Origin of the sequence: Agromyces sp. NPDC056389 (genome assembly GCF_042262385.1) — a bacterium.
Lineage (GTDB): Bacteria > Actinomycetota > Actinomycetes > Actinomycetales > Microbacteriaceae > Agromyces.
Window position 1 is genome coordinate 104,847 of record NZ_JBHJPN010000003.1, and the last position, 20,398, is coordinate 125,244.

The 20,398-nt window shown below is 71.2% G+C and carries 19 protein-coding genes; 11 read left to right on the forward strand and 8 right to left on the reverse strand.

The window, feature by feature from the left end:
• Positions 1 to 124: 124 nt before the first annotated feature.
• Together ACFCVM_RS16555 and ACFCVM_RS16560 are read right to left on the reverse strand one after the other, a co-directional pair.
• Entirely contained in the window at positions 125 to 964 is an 840-nt protein-coding gene (locus tag ACFCVM_RS16555) for a siderophore-interacting protein (protein WP_375837769.1), read from the reverse strand.
• 109 nt (positions 965 to 1,073) lie between these two features.
• Positions 1,074 to 2,141, reverse strand: coding sequence for an alpha/beta hydrolase (locus ACFCVM_RS16560; RefSeq protein ID WP_375837771.1), 1,068 nt, complete (start codon positions 2,139 to 2,141; stop codon positions 1,074 to 1,076).
• A 189-nt stretch (positions 2,142 to 2,330) separates the two neighbouring features.
• On the opposite strand from ACFCVM_RS16560, the gene ACFCVM_RS16565 reads away from it, so the two are divergent.
• The gene (locus ACFCVM_RS16565) at positions 2,331 to 3,287 is read left to right on the forward strand and encodes a phosphodiesterase (RefSeq protein ID WP_375837772.1); all 957 of its coding nucleotides are present in this window, start codon (positions 2,331 to 2,333) and stop codon (positions 3,285 to 3,287) included.
• A gap of 156 nt (positions 3,288 to 3,443) precedes the next feature.
• The gene (gene cls, locus ACFCVM_RS16570; RefSeq protein WP_375837773.1) at positions 3,444 to 4,916 is read left to right on the forward strand and encodes a cardiolipin synthase; all 1,473 of its coding nucleotides are present in this window, start codon (positions 3,444 to 3,446) and stop codon (positions 4,914 to 4,916) included.
• A gap of 14 nt (positions 4,917 to 4,930) precedes the next feature.
• Here cls and ACFCVM_RS16575 read toward each other — a convergent pair whose 3' ends face one another.
• Positions 4,931 to 6,553, reverse strand: a complete 1,623-nt coding sequence (locus tag ACFCVM_RS16575; protein ID WP_375838320.1) for a stealth family protein — start codon at positions 6,551 to 6,553, stop codon at positions 4,931 to 4,933.
• 221 nt (positions 6,554 to 6,774) lie between these two features.
• Between ACFCVM_RS16575 and ACFCVM_RS16580 the strand changes: the two genes are divergently transcribed.
• The 3 genes from ACFCVM_RS16580 to ACFCVM_RS16590 all read left to right on the forward strand — a co-directional run bounded on the left by ACFCVM_RS16580 (position 6,775) and on the right by ACFCVM_RS16590 (position 9,085).
• The gene (locus ACFCVM_RS16580; RefSeq protein WP_375837774.1) at positions 6,775 to 7,395 is read left to right on the forward strand and encodes a DJ-1/PfpI family protein; all 621 of its coding nucleotides are present in this window, start codon (positions 6,775 to 6,777) and stop codon (positions 7,393 to 7,395) included.
• Positions 7,392 to 7,859, forward strand: a complete 468-nt coding sequence (locus ACFCVM_RS16585; protein WP_375837775.1) for a MarR family winged helix-turn-helix transcriptional regulator — start codon at positions 7,392 to 7,394, stop codon at positions 7,857 to 7,859. Before ACFCVM_RS16580 ends, ACFCVM_RS16585 begins: the two co-directional genes overlap by 4 nt.
• A 134-nt stretch (positions 7,860 to 7,993) precedes the next feature.
• The gene (locus tag ACFCVM_RS16590; protein WP_375837777.1) at positions 7,994 to 9,085 is read left to right on the forward strand and encodes a fatty acid desaturase family protein; all 1,092 of its coding nucleotides are present in this window, start codon (positions 7,994 to 7,996) and stop codon (positions 9,083 to 9,085) included.
• 31 nt (positions 9,086 to 9,116) lie between these two features.
• Here the strand turns inward: ACFCVM_RS16590 and ACFCVM_RS16595 are convergent, their stop codons facing one another.
• On the reverse strand, positions 9,117 to 9,479 hold the full coding sequence (locus ACFCVM_RS16595) for a GntR family transcriptional regulator (RefSeq protein WP_375837778.1): 363 nt from the start codon (positions 9,477 to 9,479) through the stop codon (positions 9,117 to 9,119).
• Positions 9,476 to 10,513 carry a hypothetical protein gene (locus tag ACFCVM_RS16600; protein ID WP_375837780.1) on the reverse strand — a complete coding sequence of 346 codons (1,038 nt, stop codon included), beginning with the start codon at positions 10,511 to 10,513 and terminating at the stop codon, positions 9,476 to 9,478. The genes ACFCVM_RS16595 and ACFCVM_RS16600 overlap by 4 nt, the downstream gene beginning before the upstream one ends.
• A gap of 347 nt (positions 10,514 to 10,860) precedes the next feature.
• On the opposite strand from ACFCVM_RS16600, the gene ACFCVM_RS16605 reads away from it, so the two are divergent.
• From ACFCVM_RS16605 to ACFCVM_RS16625, 5 genes are all read left to right on the forward strand, one after another.
• Positions 10,861 to 12,306 carry an NtaA/DmoA family FMN-dependent monooxygenase gene (locus tag ACFCVM_RS16605; protein WP_375837781.1) on the forward strand — a complete coding sequence of 482 codons (1,446 nt, stop codon included), beginning with the start codon at positions 10,861 to 10,863 and terminating at the stop codon, positions 12,304 to 12,306.
• 122 nt (positions 12,307 to 12,428) lie between these two features.
• A complete protein-coding gene (locus tag ACFCVM_RS16610; protein ID WP_375837782.1) occupies positions 12,429 to 13,793 on the forward strand; it encodes an aminotransferase class V-fold PLP-dependent enzyme in 1,365 nt (454 codons plus the stop codon).
• 65 nt (positions 13,794 to 13,858) lie between these two features.
• A complete protein-coding gene (locus ACFCVM_RS16615) occupies positions 13,859 to 14,572 on the forward strand; it encodes a hypothetical protein (RefSeq protein ID WP_375837783.1) in 714 nt (237 codons plus the stop codon).
• A 63-nt stretch (positions 14,573 to 14,635) separates the two neighbouring features.
• Positions 14,636 to 15,562, forward strand: coding sequence for a bile acid:sodium symporter family protein (locus ACFCVM_RS16620; RefSeq protein ID WP_375837784.1), 927 nt, complete (start codon positions 14,636 to 14,638; stop codon positions 15,560 to 15,562).
• 78 nt (positions 15,563 to 15,640) lie between these two features.
• On the forward strand, positions 15,641 to 16,138 hold the full coding sequence (locus ACFCVM_RS16625; RefSeq protein WP_375837785.1) for an FBP domain-containing protein: 498 nt from the start codon (positions 15,641 to 15,643) through the stop codon (positions 16,136 to 16,138).
• A 29-nt stretch (positions 16,139 to 16,167) separates the two neighbouring features.
• Here ACFCVM_RS16625 and ACFCVM_RS16630 read toward each other — a convergent pair whose 3' ends face one another.
• A complete protein-coding gene (locus tag ACFCVM_RS16630) occupies positions 16,168 to 16,935 on the reverse strand; it encodes an SGNH/GDSL hydrolase family protein (protein ID WP_375837786.1) in 768 nt (255 codons plus the stop codon).
• Positions 16,936 to 16,985: 50 nt separating this feature from the next.
• The gene (locus ACFCVM_RS16635) at positions 16,986 to 17,180 is read right to left on the reverse strand and encodes a DUF1918 domain-containing protein (protein ID WP_375837787.1); all 195 of its coding nucleotides are present in this window, start codon (positions 17,178 to 17,180) and stop codon (positions 16,986 to 16,988) included.
• 208 nt (positions 17,181 to 17,388) lie between these two features.
• Between ACFCVM_RS16635 and ACFCVM_RS16640 the strand changes: the two genes are divergently transcribed.
• A complete protein-coding gene (locus ACFCVM_RS16640) occupies positions 17,389 to 18,780 on the forward strand; it encodes a GH1 family beta-glucosidase (RefSeq protein ID WP_375837788.1) in 1,392 nt (463 codons plus the stop codon).
• 10 nt (positions 18,781 to 18,790) lie between these two features.
• Here ACFCVM_RS16640 and ACFCVM_RS16645 read toward each other — a convergent pair whose 3' ends face one another.
• A complete protein-coding gene (locus ACFCVM_RS16645; protein WP_375837789.1) occupies positions 18,791 to 20,335 on the reverse strand; it encodes a PucR family transcriptional regulator in 1,545 nt (514 codons plus the stop codon).
• Positions 20,336 to 20,398: the final 63 nt, after the last annotated feature.

Below are 20,398 nucleotides of genomic sequence, written 5' to 3' on the forward strand. Positions count from 1 at the left end.
TCCTGCGCGGGTCTGACATGCCTTCGAGCGTAGGCGCGTGCGGCTGTGGATCTCGTGGGCGAGGGCGCGCGCCCGGGAATGCGCCGGGTCGCCGTCGTCGCCGCATCGTCGACGGAGGACGAGCTCAGATCTGTCCGATCTCCTCGCGCTTCTCCGCCTGGAAGGTGTCCTCCGCGCGGCCGTACGCCCAGTAGGCCGAGAGCGAGAGCTGCGAGCGGTCCAGCGCGCGCTCGTCGGTGAAGTAGGGACGGAGCGCCTTCATGGCTCCGCGCTCGCCGTGAGCGAAGACCTGCACGCGACCGTCCGGCCATTCGAGCGCGCGCACCGCATCCGCCAGCAGCGTGGTGGTGCCGGCTTCTCGACCGTTGCGATGCAGCCACTCGATGCGCACGCCCGCCGGGGCCGACAGCTCGACCCGGTCGTCGTCGCCGTCGACCTCGAGCAGTGCGACACCGACGGTGTCGGGCGGCATGGCATCGAGCGAGGCGGCGATCGCCGGCAACGCGGAGTCGTCGCCCGCGAGCAGGTGCCAGTCCGCCGCGGGGTCGGGCGCGTAGCCGCCCCCGATCCCGCCGAGCACGAGCGGGTCACCCGGCTTCGCGGCATCCGCCCATGGGCCCGCGATGCCCGATGTGCCGTGCACGACGAAGTCGATCCAGATGCGTTCGTTCGCGAGGTCGAAGCGTCGGATCGAATAGGTGCGTCTCGACGGCATGCGCTCGATGGACAGTTCGGCTCGGAGCGCCTCGAGGTCGTAGGGCGGCGTGAGGTCGGTGTCGGGATGCGCGAACAGCATCTTCGTGTACGCATCGGTGAAGCCGTTGTCGTCGACGGCGGCGATGCCGGGGCCGCCGGCGACGATGCGGACCATGTGCGGGGTCAGCTGGATGCGCTCGAGCGACTCCAGCACGATCTGGGGTCGCTGGGGTCGTTGGGGTCGCTGGGCGCGAGAGGTGTCGGTCAATTTCGCCTTCCGGTTCGCGGGTCGCGTGCTGAGTGCTGCGCCGCGGGTGGTAAGGCAACCCTAACTTGCTCGGGCGAGCAGGTGGCTGGGCGTCGAAGGCGCTGCCGGCTCAGCTCGTGACGCCCTCCAGGAACTCGAGGGTCTCGACGAGTGCCGCCTGCGCCTCTTCGCGGTCGAGGTGGAACTGGTATTCGTGCGGCAATGCGGGCTCGTGGTCGGCGGGCCAGAACAGCGAGGTGACGTCGACGCCCAGCTCTGCGAGGCGCGCCTCCATGGGCAGCGACTGGATCCAGGTGAGGGCGTCGCCGTTGCCGCCGGAGATGTACGTCGCCGGGAAGTCGGCGGTCGCGAAATCGATCGTCGACATCGTCGTGCCCGACGAACGCTGCGACCAGTCCTGGGCGCCGGTGTAGCCCCAGAGGGCGATCTTCAGCCCCCATGCCCCGATGCCGGTGAGTTCCGACATCGCGTCGAGGTCGTAGACCCCGCAGTTCAGCACCACTCCCGCGACCTGGTCGGCGTCGAGCGCCGGGTCGATACTCAGGAGCGCGGCGTAATCGGGGTTCGTCGTGAGCGCCGCGAGCTGGCTCGCGAGCTGCGCTCCGGCCGAGTCGCCCGCGAGCACGATCCGGTCTGGGTCGATGCGGAACTCCTCGGCACGCGCGTCGAGCGTCGCGAGCGCGTCGTTCAGCTGGTGCACGGCGAGCGGATAGGCGCCCTCGGGGCCGAGCGTGTAGTTCAGGCCGACGGTCGTGTACCCCTCCGCCGCGAGGATGCGCAGGTAGGGATCGACGTTCGACGAGTCGCCCGAGATCCACGCCCCGCCGTGCACCCAGACGACCGTGGGCAGCGGCTCGTCGCCGCCGGCGGGCGAGAACACGTCGAACGTGATGCCGTCGTCGGCCGCGTCGCCCTCGACCGGCACGCCGAGCTGCTCGGTGAGCGGGGCATCGGTGACGTACTTCGCCATCTCGGCTGCGGTGTCGGTGCCGCCCTTCTCGAACACCGCCCGGATCGCGAGCGCCGACGGCCACGGCGTCAGGGTGAGCACCCACGTGAGCACGAACCCGATGACGGCGATGGCCGACACCGTGCCGATGAATCGCCGCTGCCCGCGCGTCAGCCAGACCTCGTCGCCCCATGACGGCAGCTCGTTCTTCGTGTTCTTCGACGACACCGTTCCCCCTCGCGCCTGCTCCGGACATCCTGTCGGAGAATCGGCCGCCGGCTCGCGTGACGCACCGTGGCGGGATCGCCGGGCTTGCGCACAGGCCGTGTTCATGCGCCGTTCAGGCGGGCATGGTCGGCTAGTGTCCATGCCAGGACGCCCGAGGTCGCGCGTCTTCACCGATCGATGGGATGAATCGTGACGAGCCGTACGGCCGAGTACCCCCGGCCGGACCACTTCCTCCTCCACATCAGCGACACCCACGTGCTCGCCGGTGGCGGCAGGCTCTACGACCGGGTCGCGAGCGAGCGGCACCTGCAGACGCTCTTCGAGGAGTTCGAGGCATCCGGTGGCAGGCCCGAGGCGATCGTCTTCACCGGCGACCTCGCCGACAAGGGGGAGCCCGACGCGTACGACCGCATCCGTCGCATCGTCGACCCCGTCGCCGACCGGCTCGGCGCCCAGGTGATCTGGGTCATGGGCAACCACGACGAGCGGGCGGCGTTCCGTCGCGGGCTGCTCGGCGAGCGCAGTGCCGGCGCCGAGGGCGGCGCACGCCCGGTCGACCGGGTCGACGACGTCAACGGGCTGCGCGTCATCACCCTCGACTCCACCGTGCCCGGGCATCACCACGGCGAGGTCGCGCCCGAGCAGCTCGACTGGCTCGCCGAGGAGCTCTCGATTCCCGCGCCGCACGGCACGATCCTCGCCATGCACCACCCGCCCGTGCCGAGTGTGCTCGACCTCGCAGCGGCCGTCGAACTGCGCGATCAGGGCGGGCTCGCCGAGGTGGTCGAGGGCAGCGACATCCGCTCGATCATCGCCGGTCACCTGCACTACTCCTCGACGGCGACGTTCGCGGGCGTGCCCGTCTCGGTGGCCTCGGCCAGTTGCTACACGCAAGACCTCAACGTGCCCGTCGGCGGCACCCGCGGTCGCGACGGCGCACGCGCCTTCAACCTCGTGCACGTGTACCCGACCACGGTGCTGCACTCGGTCGTGCCGCTCGGGTCGTACGCCGCGCTCGACTGGATCGACGCAGAGGAGAGCGCGCGGCGTCTCGCGGCCTCGGGCATCGGCATCGCGGATGCCGCGACCGCGCCGGTGCCGAAGGCCCCGCCGTTCACCATGCCGATTCCAGTGCTCGCGGGCTGACGGCCGCGAACGGGAGCGAGCCGACGAGCGGGCCTCCCGGTTCGTCCGCGCGTCCTTCCGTGCGATCGGAGCGGAATGCCATACTCAGACGACTTCTCCCGAACGCAGCGGCCCTGCACGTGCGCGAGGCGAGCAGACGACCTGGGGAGGTGGCGTATGAGCACGGAGCTCGCCGCGATCATCGGAGGCCTGCTGATCCTGGCAGACCTCGCCATCCGCATCGCCGCGCTGATCATCGTGCCGCGGGGACGCAAGCCGACCGCCGCCATGGCGTGGCTGCTCGCGATCTTCCTGATCCCCTTCGTCGGCATCCTCTTCTTCCTCCTGATCGGCAGTGTGAAGCTGCCGAAGAAGCGGCGCGAGAAGCAGCGTGAGATCAACGAGATGATCGCCGCGAAGACCGAGGGCGTCGACCTCACCCCCGATCGCGCGACGTGGCCCGAGTGGTTCGCCACGCTCACCGAGCAGAACCGTACGCTCGGTGCGCTGCCCGCCGTCGGCGGCAACACCGCCGAGCTCATCGGCGACTACCAGGCCTCGATCGACGCGATGGCCGCCGAGATCGACGCCGCAGCCCGGTTCGTGCACGTGGAGTTCTACATCGTCTCGTTCGACGACACGACGCGCGGGTTCTTCGCGGCGATGGAGCGTGCGGTGCAGCGCGGGGTCACCGTGCGGGTGCTGCTCGACGCGGTGGCGACGAACCGCACGGCCGACCACGACGCGACGTACGCCGAACTCGACCGGATCGGCGCGAAGTGGAGCTCGATGCTGCCGGTGCGCCTGCGCAAGGGGCAGTACCAGCGACCCGACCTGCGCAATCACCGCAAGCTCGTCGTCGTCGACGGGCTCGTCGGGTTCATGGGCTCGCAGAACCTCATCGCCCGCAGCTACAACTCGCCGAAGAACATCAAGCGCGGACTCATGTGGCAGGAGCTCGTGACCCGGGTCACGGGCCCCGTCGTGACCGCGATCAACACCGTGTTCATGTCGGACTGGTACCTCGAGACCGACGAGATCCTCGGCGACGAGGAGAACGTGCCGGCCGCGGCCGTGCCCGCCGACGATGCATCCGACGCGCTCGTCTGCCAGGTCGTGCCGAGCGGCCCCGGCTACGACGCCGAGAACGGCCTGCGGCTCTTCCTCACCCTCATCAACTCTGCGCAGCGACAGGCCATCATCACGAGCCCGTACTTCGTGCCCGACGAGGCGATGCTCTACGCGATCACCTCGGCCTGCTACCGCGGGCTCGACGTGCAGCTCTTCGTCTCGGAGATCGGCGACCAGGGCTCGGTCTGGCACGCGCAGCGTTCGTACTACCGCGACCTGCTGCAGGCGGGCGTGCAGATCTGGCTCTACCCGGGGCCCTACATCCTGCACTCGAAGCACCTCTCGATCGACGACGACGTCGCGGTGATCGGGTCGAGCAACATGGACATCCGCTCGTTCAGCCTGAACTCCGAGGTCTCCCTGCTCGTGCGCGGTCGTTCGTTCGTCGAGCAGATGCGCGCCGTCGAGCAGGGCTATCGCGACGCGGGTCGCCAACTCACCCTCGAGGAGTGGGATCGCGAGCCCGCGTCGGCGACGTTCCTCGACGGAGTGGCGCGCCTCACCTCCGCACTGCAGTAGCCGAGGCGCCTGCGTCAGGCGATACGGTCAGGGGCAGCGGATGCCGCGGCGCCCAACAGCTCCGAGGCATCCGCCGCCTCCTTCTCCCACGGGGCGGGGAACGGGAAGTAGCGCTCGAGGAAGTCGATGACCGCCGCCGTGCGCTCCTCGACCGAGATCTCGGGGAAGCTGCCGTCGTTCAGGCAGAACATGTCGTGATCGCGGTGCTTCAGGAGCTCCTTCATCGCGGGCAGGGCCTGGCGCAGCGTCGTCTCGACGTACTTGACGCGCGCATCGGTCTGCGCGACGGCGTGCCCGGCGAGCAGCGCGTAGTAGTGGTACAGCGAGTTCGTCACCGAGATGTCGGTCGCCGAGCGGAAGCGGCTCGCCGCCGTGCGCCGGAACTCCTCGGGGAACGCCGCCTCGAGCTCGGCCATGACGCTCTTGCGCAGCGGAGCGGCGCAGTGCTCGAGGTGCCGGGTCGTGACCTTGCCGAACCGTTCGCGCAGCAGCGCGCGGTTGACCCGGGCGGCGTTCTCGAAGCCGCTGCGGCCGGGGTGGGTCGCACCGAGGCCGATGCGGGTCGCGGCCTCGACGAACTTCGTGATGCCGCCGGGCGAGAAGAACAGCGACGGGCTCAGGGGGCGGCCGAAGAACATGTCGTCGTTGGAGTAGAGGAAGTGCTCGGCGAGGCCGTCGATGTGGTGCAGCTGGCTCTCGACGGCGTGCGAGTTGTGCGTCGGCAGCACGGAGGTGTCGGCGAACATCGCCTCGCTCGGCACGATCGTGACCTTGGGGTGCTTCGCGAGCCAGGCGGGCGCACCCGAGTCGGTCGCGATGAAGATACGGCGCACCCACGGTGCGAAGAGGTGCACCGAGCGCAGCGCGTACTTCAGCTCGTCGATCTGCCGGTACCGGGCCTCGGAGTCGTCGCCCTCGCCGACGACGTAGCTCTGCATGCGCTTGGCCCGCTCGCGGATGAACTCGTCGCTCGAGCCGTCGACCCAGGAGAAGACCATGTCGATCTCGAAGTCGACGTCGCTCGCGAGCGGCTCCCACATGTGCTCGAGGGTCGGCCAGTCACGCCCGTGCAGGTGCACGACGTCGTCGGTGGTCTCGGAGCGCTGGAGGGTGCGGCGCATCAGCACGTTCTCGGCGGGCGCCTCGATCGTCTCGTCGCCGAAGCGCCAGAACTCGAGCTGCACGGCGGTCTCGCTGCCATAGCGCAAGCGCCCGATCGGCTCGACTCGGGGGCGGTAGACCCGCAGCAGCGTCGGCTTCCGCCCGGCGGAGAGCCGGCCGTCGGCCAGGAGCACGGGGTGCGTCTCCGCGGCGCGCTTCGGTGCGAGCGTCGTGGCGTAGAACGGCTCGTCGGCGAACGCCTCGGCGAAGACGCGGGCCACGGCCTTGCGCTCGGCGCGGTCGACGGCGATGATCGGGCGGTCGTCGTTGCCGCGAACGAGGAGGAACGGGATCTCGGCCTCGTCGAGCGCGGCGCCGAGCGCGAGCAGGTCCTCGACCATCGACTCCTGCGGCGTCATGTGGCCGTTCCGCAGGGCGTACTGGCCCTTGCGCAGCACGAGATCGTCGCGATCGAAGCGGAGCGCCCGACCGGCGGATGCCACGAGCACGAGTTCGGACGCGTCGGAGAGCCGCATCGGCGGGGCGGGCGTCGCTTCCCTCCTCGCGAACGCGTGTCCGTCGTGCTGCAGCCGGTCAGGGGTTCGATCGCGGTCGGGTCTCGTCACGAAGCAGTGGCCTCCAGGGGGTGTTGGCGGGGCGCGTGATGCGCAGTGCTCTGATTGTACGCAGCGCACAGCCACCGACGTCCCCTCCCTCCTTGATTGACAGCATGCTGTCAATCTGACATGATGACAGCATGCTGACAAACACCGAATCGAACGAGAAGCTCGTCGTGCTCTACGCAACGGACACCATGGCCGACTGGGAGTACGGCTATCTCACCGCCGGGCTGGGCATGGCCGGAGGTGCGATCCGGCTCGTGACCGCGGGCGAGACCGCGGCCGAGGTCGACACGATGGGCGGGCTCCACGTGCGCCCCGATGCCGCGCTCGCCGACCTCGATCCCGACGACATCGCCATGCTCGTCCTCCCGGGCGCCGACAGCTGGGGCGAGGGGCACGAGCAGGTGCTCGCGCTCGCCGCCCGTCTCGCCGCGTCGGGTACTCCGATCGCGGCGATCTGCGGCGGCACCCTCGGCCTCGCCCGGGCCGGTCTGCTCGACGGCCGACGGCACACCAGCAACGCCCCCGACTTCCTGGCCATGGCCGACGCGTACGGGGGAGCGGGCCTCTACGCCGATGAGCGCGCCGTCGTCGACGGCGGGGTGATCACGGCGGGCGCGACGTCTCCTCTCGAGTTCGCCAAGGCGATCTTCGAGGTGCTCGGCGCCATGCCGCAATCGGTCATCGACGCTTGGTACGGCCTTTACACCACCGGCGAGCGTCGATACTTCGATGCGCTCGTGGGTGCCGAATGACCACCCGTCGCAGCGTCGCGGGCGACGCCCTCACCGAACTCGTGCTGCCGGTGTTCGAGCTGAACGGCGAGTTCCTCGAGGCCGCTCGCGACATCGCGGGCCCCGAGGGGCTCACCCCCGCTCAGTGGCAGGTGCTCGGTGCGACCCTCGACGCGGGGCTCCCGGTGGCCGAGATCGCCAGACGGGTCGGTCTCGGGCTCGCACGGCAGAGCGTGCAGCGCACCGCGGATCTCCTCGTGGAGCGGGGGTGGGCGGAGTACGACGACAATCCGCGGCACCGTCGCGCGAAACTGCTGCAGCCAACGGCGGGCGGGCGGGCGGCCGTCGAACGCCTCGGCGCGGCCCAGCACGCCTGGGCCGACGCCGTCGGTGCGGTCGTGGGCACCGCAGAGCTGCAGGCCGCACTCGCCACGCTGCTGCGCGTCGTCGACGCCTCGCGGCGGGTGCGCGGCGTCGCCGATTGACGTCGCGGAGCCTGTGAGTATCGCGAGGGTTTCCAGTCACGGGGGCGATGCGGCGTAGCGTGGGATCGTGCGGACGGCAGCGTCGTCGCCGCACCGTTCCCCGAACACCCGGGAACGGCAGGAAGAAGGTCATCATGACCAGTCAGGCGATCTCGCCCCAGCCCGAACCCCTCGTCGCGTCAGGGGGTTCGCCCGGCAACAGCGACTTCACCGAACTCGCACGGCTCGTGAAGTCCGCCGGTCTCATGCGTCGCCGATACGGCTACTACTGGACGAAGCTCATCGCGGTTCCCGTCGCAATCGGCGGCGCGATCGTGCTCTTCGTGTGGATCGGCGACACGTGGTGGCAGATGTTCACCGCGGTCGGCTTCGCCTTCCTCTTCACGCAGACCGCGTTCCTCGGCCACGACGCCGCACATCGCCAGATCTTCCGTTCCGGCAAGTGGAACGACTGGGCGAGCCTCATCCTCGGCGGATTCGTCGGCATGAGCTACGGATGGTGGCAGCACAAGCACACCCGCCACCACGCGACTCCCAACCAGATCGGCTCGGACCCCGACATCGACCTCCCGGTCGTCGCGTTCACGCCCGAGCAGGCGGCGCAGGACCGGGCGGCGTTCTTCCGCTGGCTCATCGCGCATCAGGGGCTGTTCTTCTTCCCGATCCTGCTGCTCGAGGGGCTCTCGTTGCACGCATCGAGCGTGCACCGGGTGCTCGCCCGCGATCACCTCGCACGGCGCCCGGTCGAGATCACCTTCCTCGCCGTGCGCATCCTCGGGTACCTCGCGCTGGTCTTCCTCGTGCTCTCGCCCGAGAAGGCCGTCGTGTTCCTCGCGATCCAGCTCGGGGTGTTCGGGTTCTACATGGGCATGTCGTTCGCCCCGAACCACAAGGGAATGCCGCTCGTGCCGGCAGGCATGAAGCTCGACTTCCTGCGCCGTCAGGCCCTCATGAGCCGCAACATCCGCGGCAACCGCGTGCTCGACTTCGTGATGGGCGGGCTGAACTACCAGATCGAGCACCACCTGTTCCCTTCGATGCCCCGGCCGCACCTCCGGCGCGCCGCACCGCTCATCGCCGACTACCTGCACCAGCACGACGTGCCCTACACGCAGACCACGCTGTGGCGTTCGTACGCGATCGTGTTCCGATACATCAACCGCGTCGGCCTCGGCGAGCACGATCCGTTCGAGTGCCCCCTCCTGGCGGTGCGGGCGAGCATCTGAGCGCTCACGCGCGATCATCCGGGGTGTCGGGTCAGTCGCGCCAGACCGCCCGAAGCGCGTTCACGACGTCGTCGAGTCCGCTACCGGATGCCTCCGCCTCGGCCGCGAGGTCGCGGAGCCGGCGCACGACGGAGCCGGGAAGCACCGCCGCCGACTCGGCGACCCGCGTGCCCGCCGCGGTTCGGGTGACGACGAACCCGTCGTGCTCGAGCAGTTTGTAAGCCTTCGCCGCGGTACCGGCGGCGATGCCGAGGTCGGCGGCGGTCTGCCGTACCGTCGGCAGCCGCTCGCCCGCACCGAGCTGCCCCGAGACGATGAGCCCGCGGAACTGGTGGTAGATGTCCATCGCCGGTCCGCCGTCACCGGCGGGAGGCCGGATCGTCGTACCGGTCATCGGGTGGGCGCCGTCTCACGCGCCCGAGATGCCGACGGCGGGGCGGTCGGGGCCGACTGGCGACGGCGCATCCGGCTCGCCACGAGGAGGAGCAACACGAAGGCCACGACCTCGACGACAGGGGCGAGCCAGCCCCCCGCGATGGCGAACTCGGCGTATCTCCAGGTGATGTCGAAGGTTTCGGCCTCGCCCTCGATCTCGAGGTTGCTGATCGATCCGGAACGGGCGATGAGCCGCCAGGCTCCGCCGAGCGCGAGCAGCATGCCCGCCGCGGCGATGGAGACGGTGCCACTGGCGACCTCGGCGCGGGCGATCCTCTCCGCGGCGATCGAGTCGGGACGGAGGAACGGCCGTGCCGCGTTGCTCCGGAGGGTCAGCCAGGCCGCGACGGCGAGCGCCGTCGTGCAGATGAGCACGGGCACGCCGAAGGCCCAGCCGTAGAACCACGGACGCACATCGTCGATCGTCACGTTCGGCGCGGTCAGCACCAGGTGGATCCAGCGCCCGTCGGCGTCGGGCGACGACGCGAGTCCGGCCGCGACGGTCGTCGCGACGAGGGCGGCGAGTGCGATGAGCGCGCCGGCGATGCCGCCGCGTGGGCCGAACGTCGTCCACGTGCGGCGCGTGTTCGACGGCGCCGGCTGTTCGGGCGCCCGCTTTCGCACGACGATGAGCGCGAGCACCACGGAGATCACAAGCAGAGCGGCGAAGACCGGCGTCGCGTACTGCCACCACTCCACGATGTTCACGAGCTGAAGGAGGTATCCGCGCACCACGTTCTCGGCGGCGAACGCCACGATGACGAGGATTGCGCCGACCGAGCATGCGAGGAGCTCGGGGCGGTATCGCGTGGCGGGGTCATTCGCGCGCGGGCCGCTCGATTCGCGGGATCGGGATCCCGCCGCATGGGTGCGCCGCACCACGAGCACGACGGCGGTGATGACCGCGGCGACGACCAGGGAGAAGAGCGGAACGTGCAGCAGCACCTCGAGGAGCGCTTCGGGGGGGATCGGTCGGATCGTCACCTGCGGCATGTCGGCACTCCGTTCGCTTTGTGTCGTCAAACTAGCACAAGTTGTGTCAGTGTCGTGATGCAAGTTTTCGGCGATGCCGCGCGTCTGAGTGCAGCCCATGGGCCGGCGACATCCGTGCCGCCGTGCTCCGCACTGGCGCGAGGAGATCGGCGATTCCGAGGACGGGGCCGGGGTCGATCGTCCTCGGGATTGCGGATGTCCTCGGAATCGCTCGAGCTCGCATCGCTCCGCCGTGCTGTGCAGCCGTCGCTCGCCCATGACGCCGGATGACCCCGCGTTGACACGTGTGACGAGCGGTCTCGCGCCATCCGTTCGCGCTCTTTAGCGTCGGGTCAGGAGGTCGAAACATGACACGACTCATCATCGGCGCGATGGTCAGGGCGATCGGCGCGTACCCCTCGGGCTGGCGATACCCGGGCGCCCATCGCGACCCCCGCGGCGACGCCGCGGTGCTGCGGCGGGCCGCCGAGGTGGCGGAGGCCGCGCGACTCGACTACCTCTTCTTCGGCGACTGGCTCGCGACGGGGCACGACCTCGAGTTCCAGGATCCGTACCTCGTCGCGAGGGTCGACCCGATCGCGGCGATCACGTACCTCGCCGGGGTGACGCGTCGCATCGGGCTCATCGCGACCGCGAACACGAGCTATTCCGACCCGTACACGCTGGCCCGCGCGACGGCGTCGGCCGACCTGCTGTCGGGCGGTCGGGCCGGCCTCAACCTCGTGACGGGCGCAGAGCCGCGGGCCGCGGCGAACCACGGCGTCGACTTCCATACCGCGAACGAGGCGCGATACGACCGCGCCGTCGAGTTCGAGATCGTGCTGCGGAGGCTCTGGGACTCCTTCGACGACGACGCGATCGTCGCGGATGCCGCGAGCGGCGTGTACCTCGACCCGCGGAAGCTGCACGCCACCGACTTCCACGGCGAGCACCTCAGCGTGACCGGTCCGCTCAACGTGCCGCGACCGGTGCAGGGTCACCTGCCGATCGTGCACGCGGGCATCTCGCCCCGGTCGCGACTCTTCGCCGCGCAGAGCGCCGACCTCGCGCTCGTCGCCGTCGGCGACCGCGAGCAGGCGATCGCGATCCGCGAGGAGCTGCGCTCGCTCGCCTTCGAGTCGGGCCGCGACGACCGCACGCTGAAGGTCATCGCGCCCGTGCTGCCGATCGTGGGGGAGACGCGCGAGCACGCGCAGTCGATCGCCGACGAGCTCAGCGAACTCGTGCAGATCGCGGAGGACTGGCCGGGCGGCCCGCCGCAGGCCTTCCCCGCGAATCGCTCGCTCGCTCAGCTCTCGCTGCTCGTCGGGGTCGACCTCGGCGGGCTCTCGCCCGACCGCGCGGTCACGCCGTCGCTCGTCGCCGAGTTCAGCGCCGCGGGGCAGGAGCTCGTCGAGATCGTCGCCGAGCGAACGGGCCGGAGCGCGTCGGGCGAGCGGCCCCCGACGCTGCGTCACCTCGTCGTCGCAGCATCCGTCAACGCCTCGATGATCGTCGGCACGGCCGACGACATCGCCGCGGAGTTCGAGGCGTGGGGTGACGCGGGGGCCGTCGACGGGTTCAACGTGCTCTCGGCCGTGCAGCCGCAGCAGTTCGAGGCGTTCGCGTTCCAGGTCGTACCCGAGCTGCAGCGGCGGGGGCTCCTGCCGACCGAGTACGAGGGGGAGACGCTCCGCGAGCATCTCGGCCTCGCGCGACCCGAGAGCGTGCACGCGACCGGCGACCCGGTGCCGGCCGTCGGGCACGGGCACGGGGCGCGCAGTCGGCTCGCGTCGGCGCGCCGGCATCCGTAGCTGTCGCGCCTCGCGGTTGTGTGTCGCAATGTGTCGCGGTGTGACCCTCCGCGGCGGGACCGGTTGAGGGCGATTCCCGCGATCCGTAGCCTCGTCGCCACACCCGCAATCGAGGAGCATCCGTGACCGTCACCGAGCAGTTCGCGACGCGCGAGGCCGAGCGCCGCGCACCGGCGACTCCGGCGACGGATGCCGCGGCCGCGCCCCGCCCCGTCGGCCCCGGCGCCCTCGCTGTGCTCGCCGATGCGGGCCTCCAGGTGCCCGTGCTCGGGGGCGGCTTCGTACGGCACGTGAACCTCGACGTCGCGGCGTCGGCACCCGCGCTCGAGGTCGTGGCGCAGCAGGTGACGCGCGTGCTGCCGTACTACGCGAGCGTGCACCGCGGCTCCGGGTATCCGTCGCAGTTGTCGACGTCGCTCGTCGAAGACGCCCGACTCTCGGTGGCCCGCCACGTCGGCGCGCGCGACGACGACCTCGTCGTCTTCACCCGCAACACCACCGACGCCCTGAACCTGCTCGCCGGCGCCGTGCCCGGCGACACCGTTGTGCTCGACCTCGAGCACCACGCCAACCTGTTGCCCTGGCGCTCGCGCCGCCTCGTCGAGGGGCGGCCGACGATCGCCGCGACCCTCGACGCCCTCGATGCTGAACTCGCCCGCACACCCGCCGCGCTGCTGTCGGTGACCGGGGCGTCGAACGTCACCGGCGAGGTGCTTCCGATCGACCGGCTCGCCGAGATCGCGCACGCCCGTGGCGCGCGCATCGCCGTCGACGCCGCGCAGCTGCTGCCGCACCGCCGGGTCGACGTCACGGCCTCGGGCATCGACTACCTCGCCTTCTCGGGCCACAAGGCCTACGCGCCCTTCGGCGCCGGAGCACTCGTCGGCCCGGCCGACTGGCTCGATGCCGCGCCCGCCTACCTCGCCGGCGGCGGAGCCGTCGACGCCGTGCGGGTCGACGGCGTCGACTGGAAGCACGGCGTCGAACGGCACGAGGCCGGCACGCCCAACGTCATCGGCGCCGTCGCGCTCGCCCGCGCGCTCGCCGAGCTCGAGCGGCTCGGCGACGACGCGCGGCACGACCACGAGCAGGCGCTCACCCGCCGACTGCACGAGGGGCTCGCCGTGCAGCACGGCGTGCGCGTGCTGAGCGGATTCGACGGGCTCGGCGACCGCCTCGGCATCGCGACGATCGAACTCGAGCGCGGCTCCGTCGGCCTCCTCGCCGCGGCGCTCGGCGCCGAGCACGGCATCTCGGTGCGTGCCGGCCGGTTCTGCGCGCATCCCTTCTTCGAGCGCACCGCCACGCGGTCGAACGGCCTTCGCGCGAGTCTCGGCGCCGGCAGCTCGGCCGACGACGTCGACCGCTTCCTCGACGCGCTCGCCCGGCTCATCGCCGACGGCCCGGCCCACGCCTACGACCACTCGCCCGACGGCTGGTGTCCGCGCGTCGACGACCGCCCCCGCCCCGACTTCGCCCTCGCCTGAGACCACCTCTGCGGGGGCTTCCGCATGCCCGCGCCGCTCGCTAACGTCGGCATCGGAGGGCGAAGATGGCCGACGATGACGAGCAGCTCGAGGCTCGCGCGGTCGCGCTGCGCCGGGTCGTCTACGGCACGCCCGAGGGCTACGCATCGGATGCCTCGGCGGAACTCGCCGCCGTCGAGCAGGAGCTCGCGCGCCGACGGGCGTCGCTCGGCACCGCGCATGCGGGCGACGCGAGCGGCGAGGCATCCGCCCGCCCGCAGGACGCCGACGGCTCGGGGCGGTCGGCTGCCGCGAACCCGGCACCCGGCCGCCCGCGACCGACGGGCCGGCTCGCCACCGCGGCCGCGTTCCTCGCCGTGCTGGCGGTGGCGGCGGGGCTCGGCACGGGCGCCGCGATCGGCCTCGCCCAGGCGCCCGTCGGCCTCGCGGTGTTCGACCGCCCGCAGCGCCCGGGCGACGAGAGCCTGACCGTCGCGCTCGGCGTGCAGGCCGACAGCGTGCGCAACGTCGGCGAGCTCTTCGGCCGCGGATTCTGGGCGTTCAGGAACGGGGACGACCGGGTGTGCCTCTCGGTGGTGCCGCTCGGCACCGGCACCGTCGAGCGCGGGGAGTGCGCTTCGACGGCCCGGTTCGCGGAGCACGGCATCTCGGTGCAGTACTCGATGGCCGAACTCGGCGTGCACCGGCCGGGCGGCGCACGCGACAGCGATCTCGTGCAGGTGACGTGGAGCCCGACTGCGGCAGAACTCGAGTGGGTGCTGCTCGCCGTCGCTCCGTGATGCCGTGCCATCCGTCACCGAATCGATACTCAACGACCACCTGTCGTAGTCCACACTTGGCGCATGGGATCAGCGTTGACCACCATCGGACTCCCCGTCGCCCTCGGCATCATCATGTTCGGGCTCGGACTCTCACTCACCCCCGGCGACTTCGCGCGCGTGGCGAAGCATCCGAAGGCGGTGATCATCGCCCTCGTCTGCCAGCTGCTCGTGCTGCCGGCGCTCTGCCTCGGCCTCGTGCTCGTGTTCCAGCTGCCGCCGGTGCTCGCGGTCGGCATGATGCTGCTCGCCGCGTCGCCCGGCGGCACGACGGCGAACCTCTACAGCCACCTGTTCCGCGGCGACGTCGCCCTGAACATCTCGCTCACGGCGATCAACTCGGTGCTCGCGGTCTTCACGCTCCCGCTCATCACGAACCTCGCGATCGCCTACTTCCTGCCCGGCGACGACGGGCTCGGCCTGCAGCTCGCGAAGGTGGTCGAGGTGTTCGCGATCGTGCTGCTGCCCGTGGTGCTCGGCATGCTCGTCCGCTGGTGGCGCCCGGCATTCGCCGACCGCATGGACAGGCCTGTGCGCATCGCCTCGGTCGTCATCCTCGTGATCGTCATCGCGGGCGCGATCGTCTCGAACCTCGAGCTGCTGCTCGCGAACTTCGGCAGCCTCGCCGCCATCACGGTGCTCTTCTGCGTGCTGAGCCTCAGCATCGGCTACCTCGTGCCGCGCCTGCTGCGGGTCGGCCCCGCCCAGTCGATCGCGAGCTCGTTCGAGATCGGCATCCACAACGCGACGCTCGCGATCGTCATCGCGCAGACCGTCATCGGCAGCGTCGAGATGAGCCTGCCCGCTGCGGTCTACGGGGTGCTGATGTTCTTCGTGGCGCTCGGTTTCGGCTTCCTCATCCGTCGCCGCGGTCCGGCACCCGAGCGAGCGGATGCCTCCGCCGACGCCGTGCCCGCCGCGAATGCCGAGGCGGGGGAGCCGGCGAGCTGACCCCGGCGTGCCGGTGCGCAGCTGCCGGCGGACCGTGCGGATTCGTAGACTGGACGGGTCACGCACGGAGGGGGAGGCATGCAACCGCTCGACGAGAAGGCCGTTCGCACGCTCTTCGGCAATGCGAACGCCTCGGAGCTCGAGCAGCTCGCCCTTCCCGTGCGCTTCTTCGTGACCGAGTGGGCGCCGCTCGACGCCTTCGGCTGGCGCGACCCGCGGATCCCGTCGCGCGGGTACCTCGTCACCGAGCTCGAGGGGATGCCGGCCGGCGTCGTGCTCCGTGCCGCCGACCGCACGGGCTCGCATCATCGGGCGGCCATCTGCAACCTCTGCCACACGCATCAGCCGGGCGACCAGGTCGAGCTCTTCTCAGCGCGACGAGCGGGAGCGGCGGGTGAGCGCGGCGACAGCATCGGCACCTACATCTGCGCCGATCTCGCGTGTCAGGAGACCGTGCGGCTCGGCCGCCCGCCCGCACCGTCGGAGGTGCTGCCGAGTGCGCACGAGCTCGAGCGCATCGAAGGGCTCGCGCGTCGTACGCGCGCGTTCGTCGCCGACGTGCTCGGCGTCGCCTGAAGCGGCGAGTCGCGCGTTCCGATCAGGCGTCAGAACGCGGCATCGGGAACGGGTGCGAGCGTCGGCCGCTTCGCCGTGCGCCCGTCGCCCGACGAACGGCCGGTGAGTCGCCGTCCGATCCACGGCAGCACGAACTCGCGGTAGTACGCGGCCGTGTTGCGGCTCCTCGGCCCTGAGGGCGCCGCGGCGACCTCTTCGACGCCCCACTCGACCGGCACGGCCACGCCGAGCCCCGTCAGCACGTTGCTCGCGACGCGAGCGTGGCCGAGCGCGTTCAGGTGCAGCTTGTCGGGCGACCAGTAGCGGATGTCGCGGAGGCCCACGTCGTTGAAGTTGTCGACGAAGGTGACGCCGGGGCGGTCGGCGAGGTCGACGAGCGCCGCGGTGAGGCGCGCACCGCGCGCGTCGAACACCTTGCCCATGGGAATGTGGTCGGTGGGGTTCGCACCGCTCAGCATGAGCACGTGGATGCCCTCGGCGCGGATGCGCTCGATCGCGTCGCGGAAGCGCGAGGCCGTGACCTGCTCGTCCATGCGGGGGCGCAGCATGTCGTTGCCGCCGCCGTTGAAGCTCAGGAGCTCGGGCCGCAGCGCGATCGCGGGGGCGAGCTGCTCGTCGATGATCGGGCCGAGCTTGCGGCCGCGGATCGCGAGGTTGGCGTACCCGATGGGTTCGCGCGCCGCGGCGGCGAGCCCGATCGCCACGAAGTCGGCCCAGCCGCGCACGGAGCCGTCGGGCAACTCGTCGCCGACGCCCTCGGTGAAGCTGTCGCCGATCGCCGCGTAGGAGTGGAACATGACTCCACGCTATCGCGGGCCGCCGGCAGTGCGGGCAGGGGAGCCGTCGCTCAGGTCGCCTGCTGTTCGTGCTCGAAGACGCAGTCGGCGCCGGGGAAGAGCAGCGTCTCGTGGCCGTCGTCGAACCGCACGAGGTAGGGCGGGCCGCCGTCTTCGCCGCGCACCTCGAGGATCTCGCCCCGACGCGGCGCCTGGCCGACCTGCTTGCCGTGGATGGTGAGGTGTTCTCCGACGGTTGCGTGCATCGCGTCCTCCTCCGAGTCCCTCCAGCGTACGCCGGTGCGTGGGCGGGCGGTAGGGCGGCACGCAGGCATGGATCGGGCCGCGCACGACCCTTCCCCTGGGCGCGTTCGGCGGCTATGGTGACGAGAGTGGGTCAAACGTCCCACTTCGAGCAGAGCGGATGCCGCGGCATCCGCTCACCGCCCCTGCCGACGAACAGCGAGGTTCCCCATGGCCGAAGCCACCACCCCCGACCGCATGGCCGAGACACTGGCCTTCCCGCGTGGATTCCGCTGGGGCGCCGCCACCGCGGCCTTCCAGATCGAGGGGTCGACGAGCGAGGGCGGCCGCGGCGAGTCGATCTGGGATGTCTTCACCCGCACGCCGGGCCTCGTGATCGACGGCTCGAACGCCGAGCTCGCGGCCGACAGCTACCGGCGCTACCGCGACGACGTGGCGCTGCTCGCGGGACTCGGCGCCGACGACTACCGCTTCTCGATCTCCTGGCCGCGCGTGCAGCCCGGCGGCTCGGGGCCGGCCAACGAGGCGGGGCTCGCGTACTACGACCGCCTCGTCGACGAACTGCTCGCCGCCGGCATCGCCCCGGTGCCGACGCTCTACCACTGGGACCTCCCGCAGGAGCTCGAGGCGACAGGCGGCTGGCTGAACCGCGACACGGCGTACCGTCTCGCCGAGTACGCGGGGCTCGTGGTCGACCGCCTCGGTGATCGCGTGGGGCGTTGGATCACCCTCAACGAGCCCGCGATGACGACCCTGCAGGGCTACGCGCTCGGCAGTCAGGCACCGGGCCACGCCCTCATGATGGGCTCGCTGCCGACCGCCCACCACCAGTTGCTCGCGCACGGGCTCACGGTCGCCGCGATCCGCGAGCGCGGCGACGCCGAGGTCGGCATCACGAACAACCACACACTCGTGGTGCCCGCGACGGATGCTCCGGCCGATCAGTTCGCCGCCGGCGCCTTCGACCTCATCTACAACCGCATCTTCGCCGACCCCGTGCTCACGGGCGCCTACCCCGACCTCTCGGGATTCGGCCTCGAGGCGATGCCCGGCCTCGAGCCCGGCGACCTCGAGCTGATCGGCGCCCCGATCGACTTCTACGGCATCAACTTCTACAACCCGACGCGCGTGGCCGCGCCGGCCGAGGGTTCCGAGTTCGCTGCGGCCGGCCTGCCGTTCGAGCCCGTCGACTTCGAGGACGTGCCGACCACGGGCTTCGACTGGCCGATCATGCCCGAGACGTTCACCGAGCTGCTCGTCTCGTTCACCCGCGACTACGGCGACCGCCTGCCGCCCGTCGTCATCACCGAGAACGGCGCGTCGTTCCCCGACGAGGTCGTCGGCGGCGCGGTGACCGGCGCCGTGCACGACGAGCAGCGAGTCGGATACCTCGACGAGCACATCGCGGCCGTGCGGCGTGCGATCGACCTCGGCGTCGACGTGCAGGGCTACTACCTGTGGTCGCTCACCGACAACTTCGAGTGGGCCGAAGGCTACACGCAGCGCTTCGGGCTCGTGCACATCGACTTCGAGACCGGCGAGCGCACGCCGAAGGACTCGTACGGCTGGTACCGCGACCGCATCGCGAGCTCGCGCGGCTGAGCCGCGAGCGTCAGTCGACGGCGAGGAGCGCCGCCCACAGATCGGCGCGGGCGTGGAAGCCCGACAGGTCGCGGCCGAGCAGCCGCTCGGCGAGCGCGATGCGGCTCCGCACGGTGTGCCGGTGCACGCCGAGCGCCTGCGCGGTGGCGTCGAACTGGCCGCCGTGCTCGAGCCAGGTGCGGGTCGTCGTGAGCAGGGTCGTGCCGTTCTCGGCGTCGTGCTCGGTGAGCGGGGCGAGTGTCGCGAGCGCGACGGCGCGGGCATCGGTGCGGGCGAGGAACGCGAGCACGCCCTGCCGGCTGATCTCGTCGAACAGCACGACGCCCGAGCCCGACTCGCGGGCGCGCTCGACCGCGCGCAGCGCCTGCTCATGGGCGAGCGCGATGCCGCCGGTGCCGATCGGGTCGGAGAGCCCCACGGGAACCTCGAACTCGGTCGCGAGTTCGTCGGCGAGCCCGGTGTCCGCCTCCTCGAGCAGCAGCACGAACTGCTCGTCGTCGCGGCCGAAGAAGAGCCGGCCCCCGCGCTCCTCGACGCGCAGCTCGAGCAGCTCGGTCAGGCGGTCGACGGCGGTGAGCGGGGCATCCGCCACTGCGATGCGCATCGGAGACGACGGGAGCGGTCCCCACATCTCGGTCGCGACCCGCTCGGCGAGGGTCAGATCGCCGGCGAGGATGCCGCGGAGCAGCCCCGATCGCAAGTGACCGCGTGCCCGGTCGAGGTCGCGGTTCTGCTCGAGCGCGAGGCCTGCGAGGGCGATCACCGAGGTCACGACCTCGCGGCCGGCCTGGTCGAGTTCGGGGGAGTCGCCGATCGCGAGCACTCCGCGGAGCGAGCCGCCGCCGCCGAGCGTTTGCAGCGTCATCCGCTGCGGCGACTCCGTCGACTCGCCGGCGAGCAGCGTGCGGCTCGCGCGCTGACCACGGCGGAGCATCGAGCGCGCCTCGCCCACGACCTCGCCGAGGAGCGGCTGGCCGAGGCCGTCGACGGGCGCCTCCCGGTCGAGGGATCCCGTCGCATCGATGAGCCCGACCCAGGCGCCGAGGCGATGGGAGAGTTCGGCGAGCGTCGCCGAGAGGCCGTCGGGGCGAAGAGCTGCGAGCGAGATCGCGCGCTGGGCGTTCAGCGCCCAGGCCTGCCGCGCGAAGGCGTCTTCGGCGATGAGGTCGGCGACCGTGCGGGCGATCGCGATGAACGGCACCCGGTAGGGCACCTCGAAGAGGGGCAGACCCTGTGCGGCGCAGGCCTCGACGAGCGACTCGGGGGTGCCCTCGCGGATCACCTCGGTGCCGAACCCGAGCGCGGCGACGCCCGTCGCGCGCAGTCGCGCGACGTACGCGGCGGCGAAGCCCGCCTCGGCGTCGTCGCCGAACTGGGTGCCGGTCGTCAGCAGCACGTGGCCGGCATCGAGGAACGGCGTGGGATCGGCGAGGTCGGAACTGTGCGCCCAGACCACGGGCGCCGAGAGCGCGCGTTCGGGCAGCTGCGCGGCCGGGGTGAGCAGGCCGAGTGCGAGGTCGGGGCGGTCGAGCAGGGTCTGCACGGTCGGCTGCACTGCGGGCTCCTTCGGTGGGCTTCGACCTTCTCGATCGACGAGACGCGCGGTGTACGCCATGTC

Excerpts from the sequence above, each read along its gene's own strand:
- ACFCVM_RS16640 (WP_375837788.1), top strand. The coding sequence starts at position 17,389 with ATGGCCGAAGCCACCACCCCCGACCGCATGGCCGAGACACTGGCCTTC.
- ACFCVM_RS16630 (WP_375837786.1), bottom strand. The coding sequence starts at position 16,935 with ATGTTCCACTCCTACGCGGCGATCGGCGACAGCTTCACCGAGGGCGTC.
- ACFCVM_RS16600 (WP_375837780.1), bottom strand. The coding sequence starts at position 10,513 with ATGCCGCAGGTGACGATCCGACCGATCCCCCCCGAAGCGCTCCTCGAG.
- ACFCVM_RS16595 (WP_375837778.1), bottom strand. The coding sequence starts at position 9,479 with ATGACCGGTACGACGATCCGGCCTCCCGCCGGTGACGGCGGACCGGCG.
- ACFCVM_RS16635 (WP_375837787.1), bottom strand. The coding sequence starts at position 17,180 with ATGCACGCAACCGTCGGAGAACACCTCACCATCCACGGCAAGCAGGTC.
- ACFCVM_RS16575 (WP_375838320.1), bottom strand. The coding sequence starts at position 6,553 with ATGCGGCTCTCCGACGCGTCCGAACTCGTGCTCGTGGCATCCGCCGGT.
- ACFCVM_RS16580 (WP_375837774.1), top strand. The coding sequence starts at position 6,775 with ATGCTGACAAACACCGAATCGAACGAGAAGCTCGTCGTGCTCTACGCA.
- ACFCVM_RS16615 (WP_375837783.1), top strand. The coding sequence starts at position 13,859 with ATGGCCGACGATGACGAGCAGCTCGAGGCTCGCGCGGTCGCGCTGCGC.
- ACFCVM_RS16620 (WP_375837784.1), top strand. The coding sequence starts at position 14,636 with ATGGGATCAGCGTTGACCACCATCGGACTCCCCGTCGCCCTCGGCATC.
- ACFCVM_RS16625 (WP_375837785.1), top strand. The coding sequence starts at position 15,641 with ATGCAACCGCTCGACGAGAAGGCCGTTCGCACGCTCTTCGGCAATGCG.
- ACFCVM_RS16590 (WP_375837777.1), top strand. The coding sequence starts at position 7,994 with ATGACCAGTCAGGCGATCTCGCCCCAGCCCGAACCCCTCGTCGCGTCA.
- cls (WP_375837773.1), top strand. The coding sequence starts at position 3,444 with ATGAGCACGGAGCTCGCCGCGATCATCGGAGGCCTGCTGATCCTGGCA.
- ACFCVM_RS16605 (WP_375837781.1), top strand. The coding sequence starts at position 10,861 with ATGACACGACTCATCATCGGCGCGATGGTCAGGGCGATCGGCGCGTAC.
- ACFCVM_RS16585 (WP_375837775.1), top strand. The coding sequence starts at position 7,392 with ATGACCACCCGTCGCAGCGTCGCGGGCGACGCCCTCACCGAACTCGTG.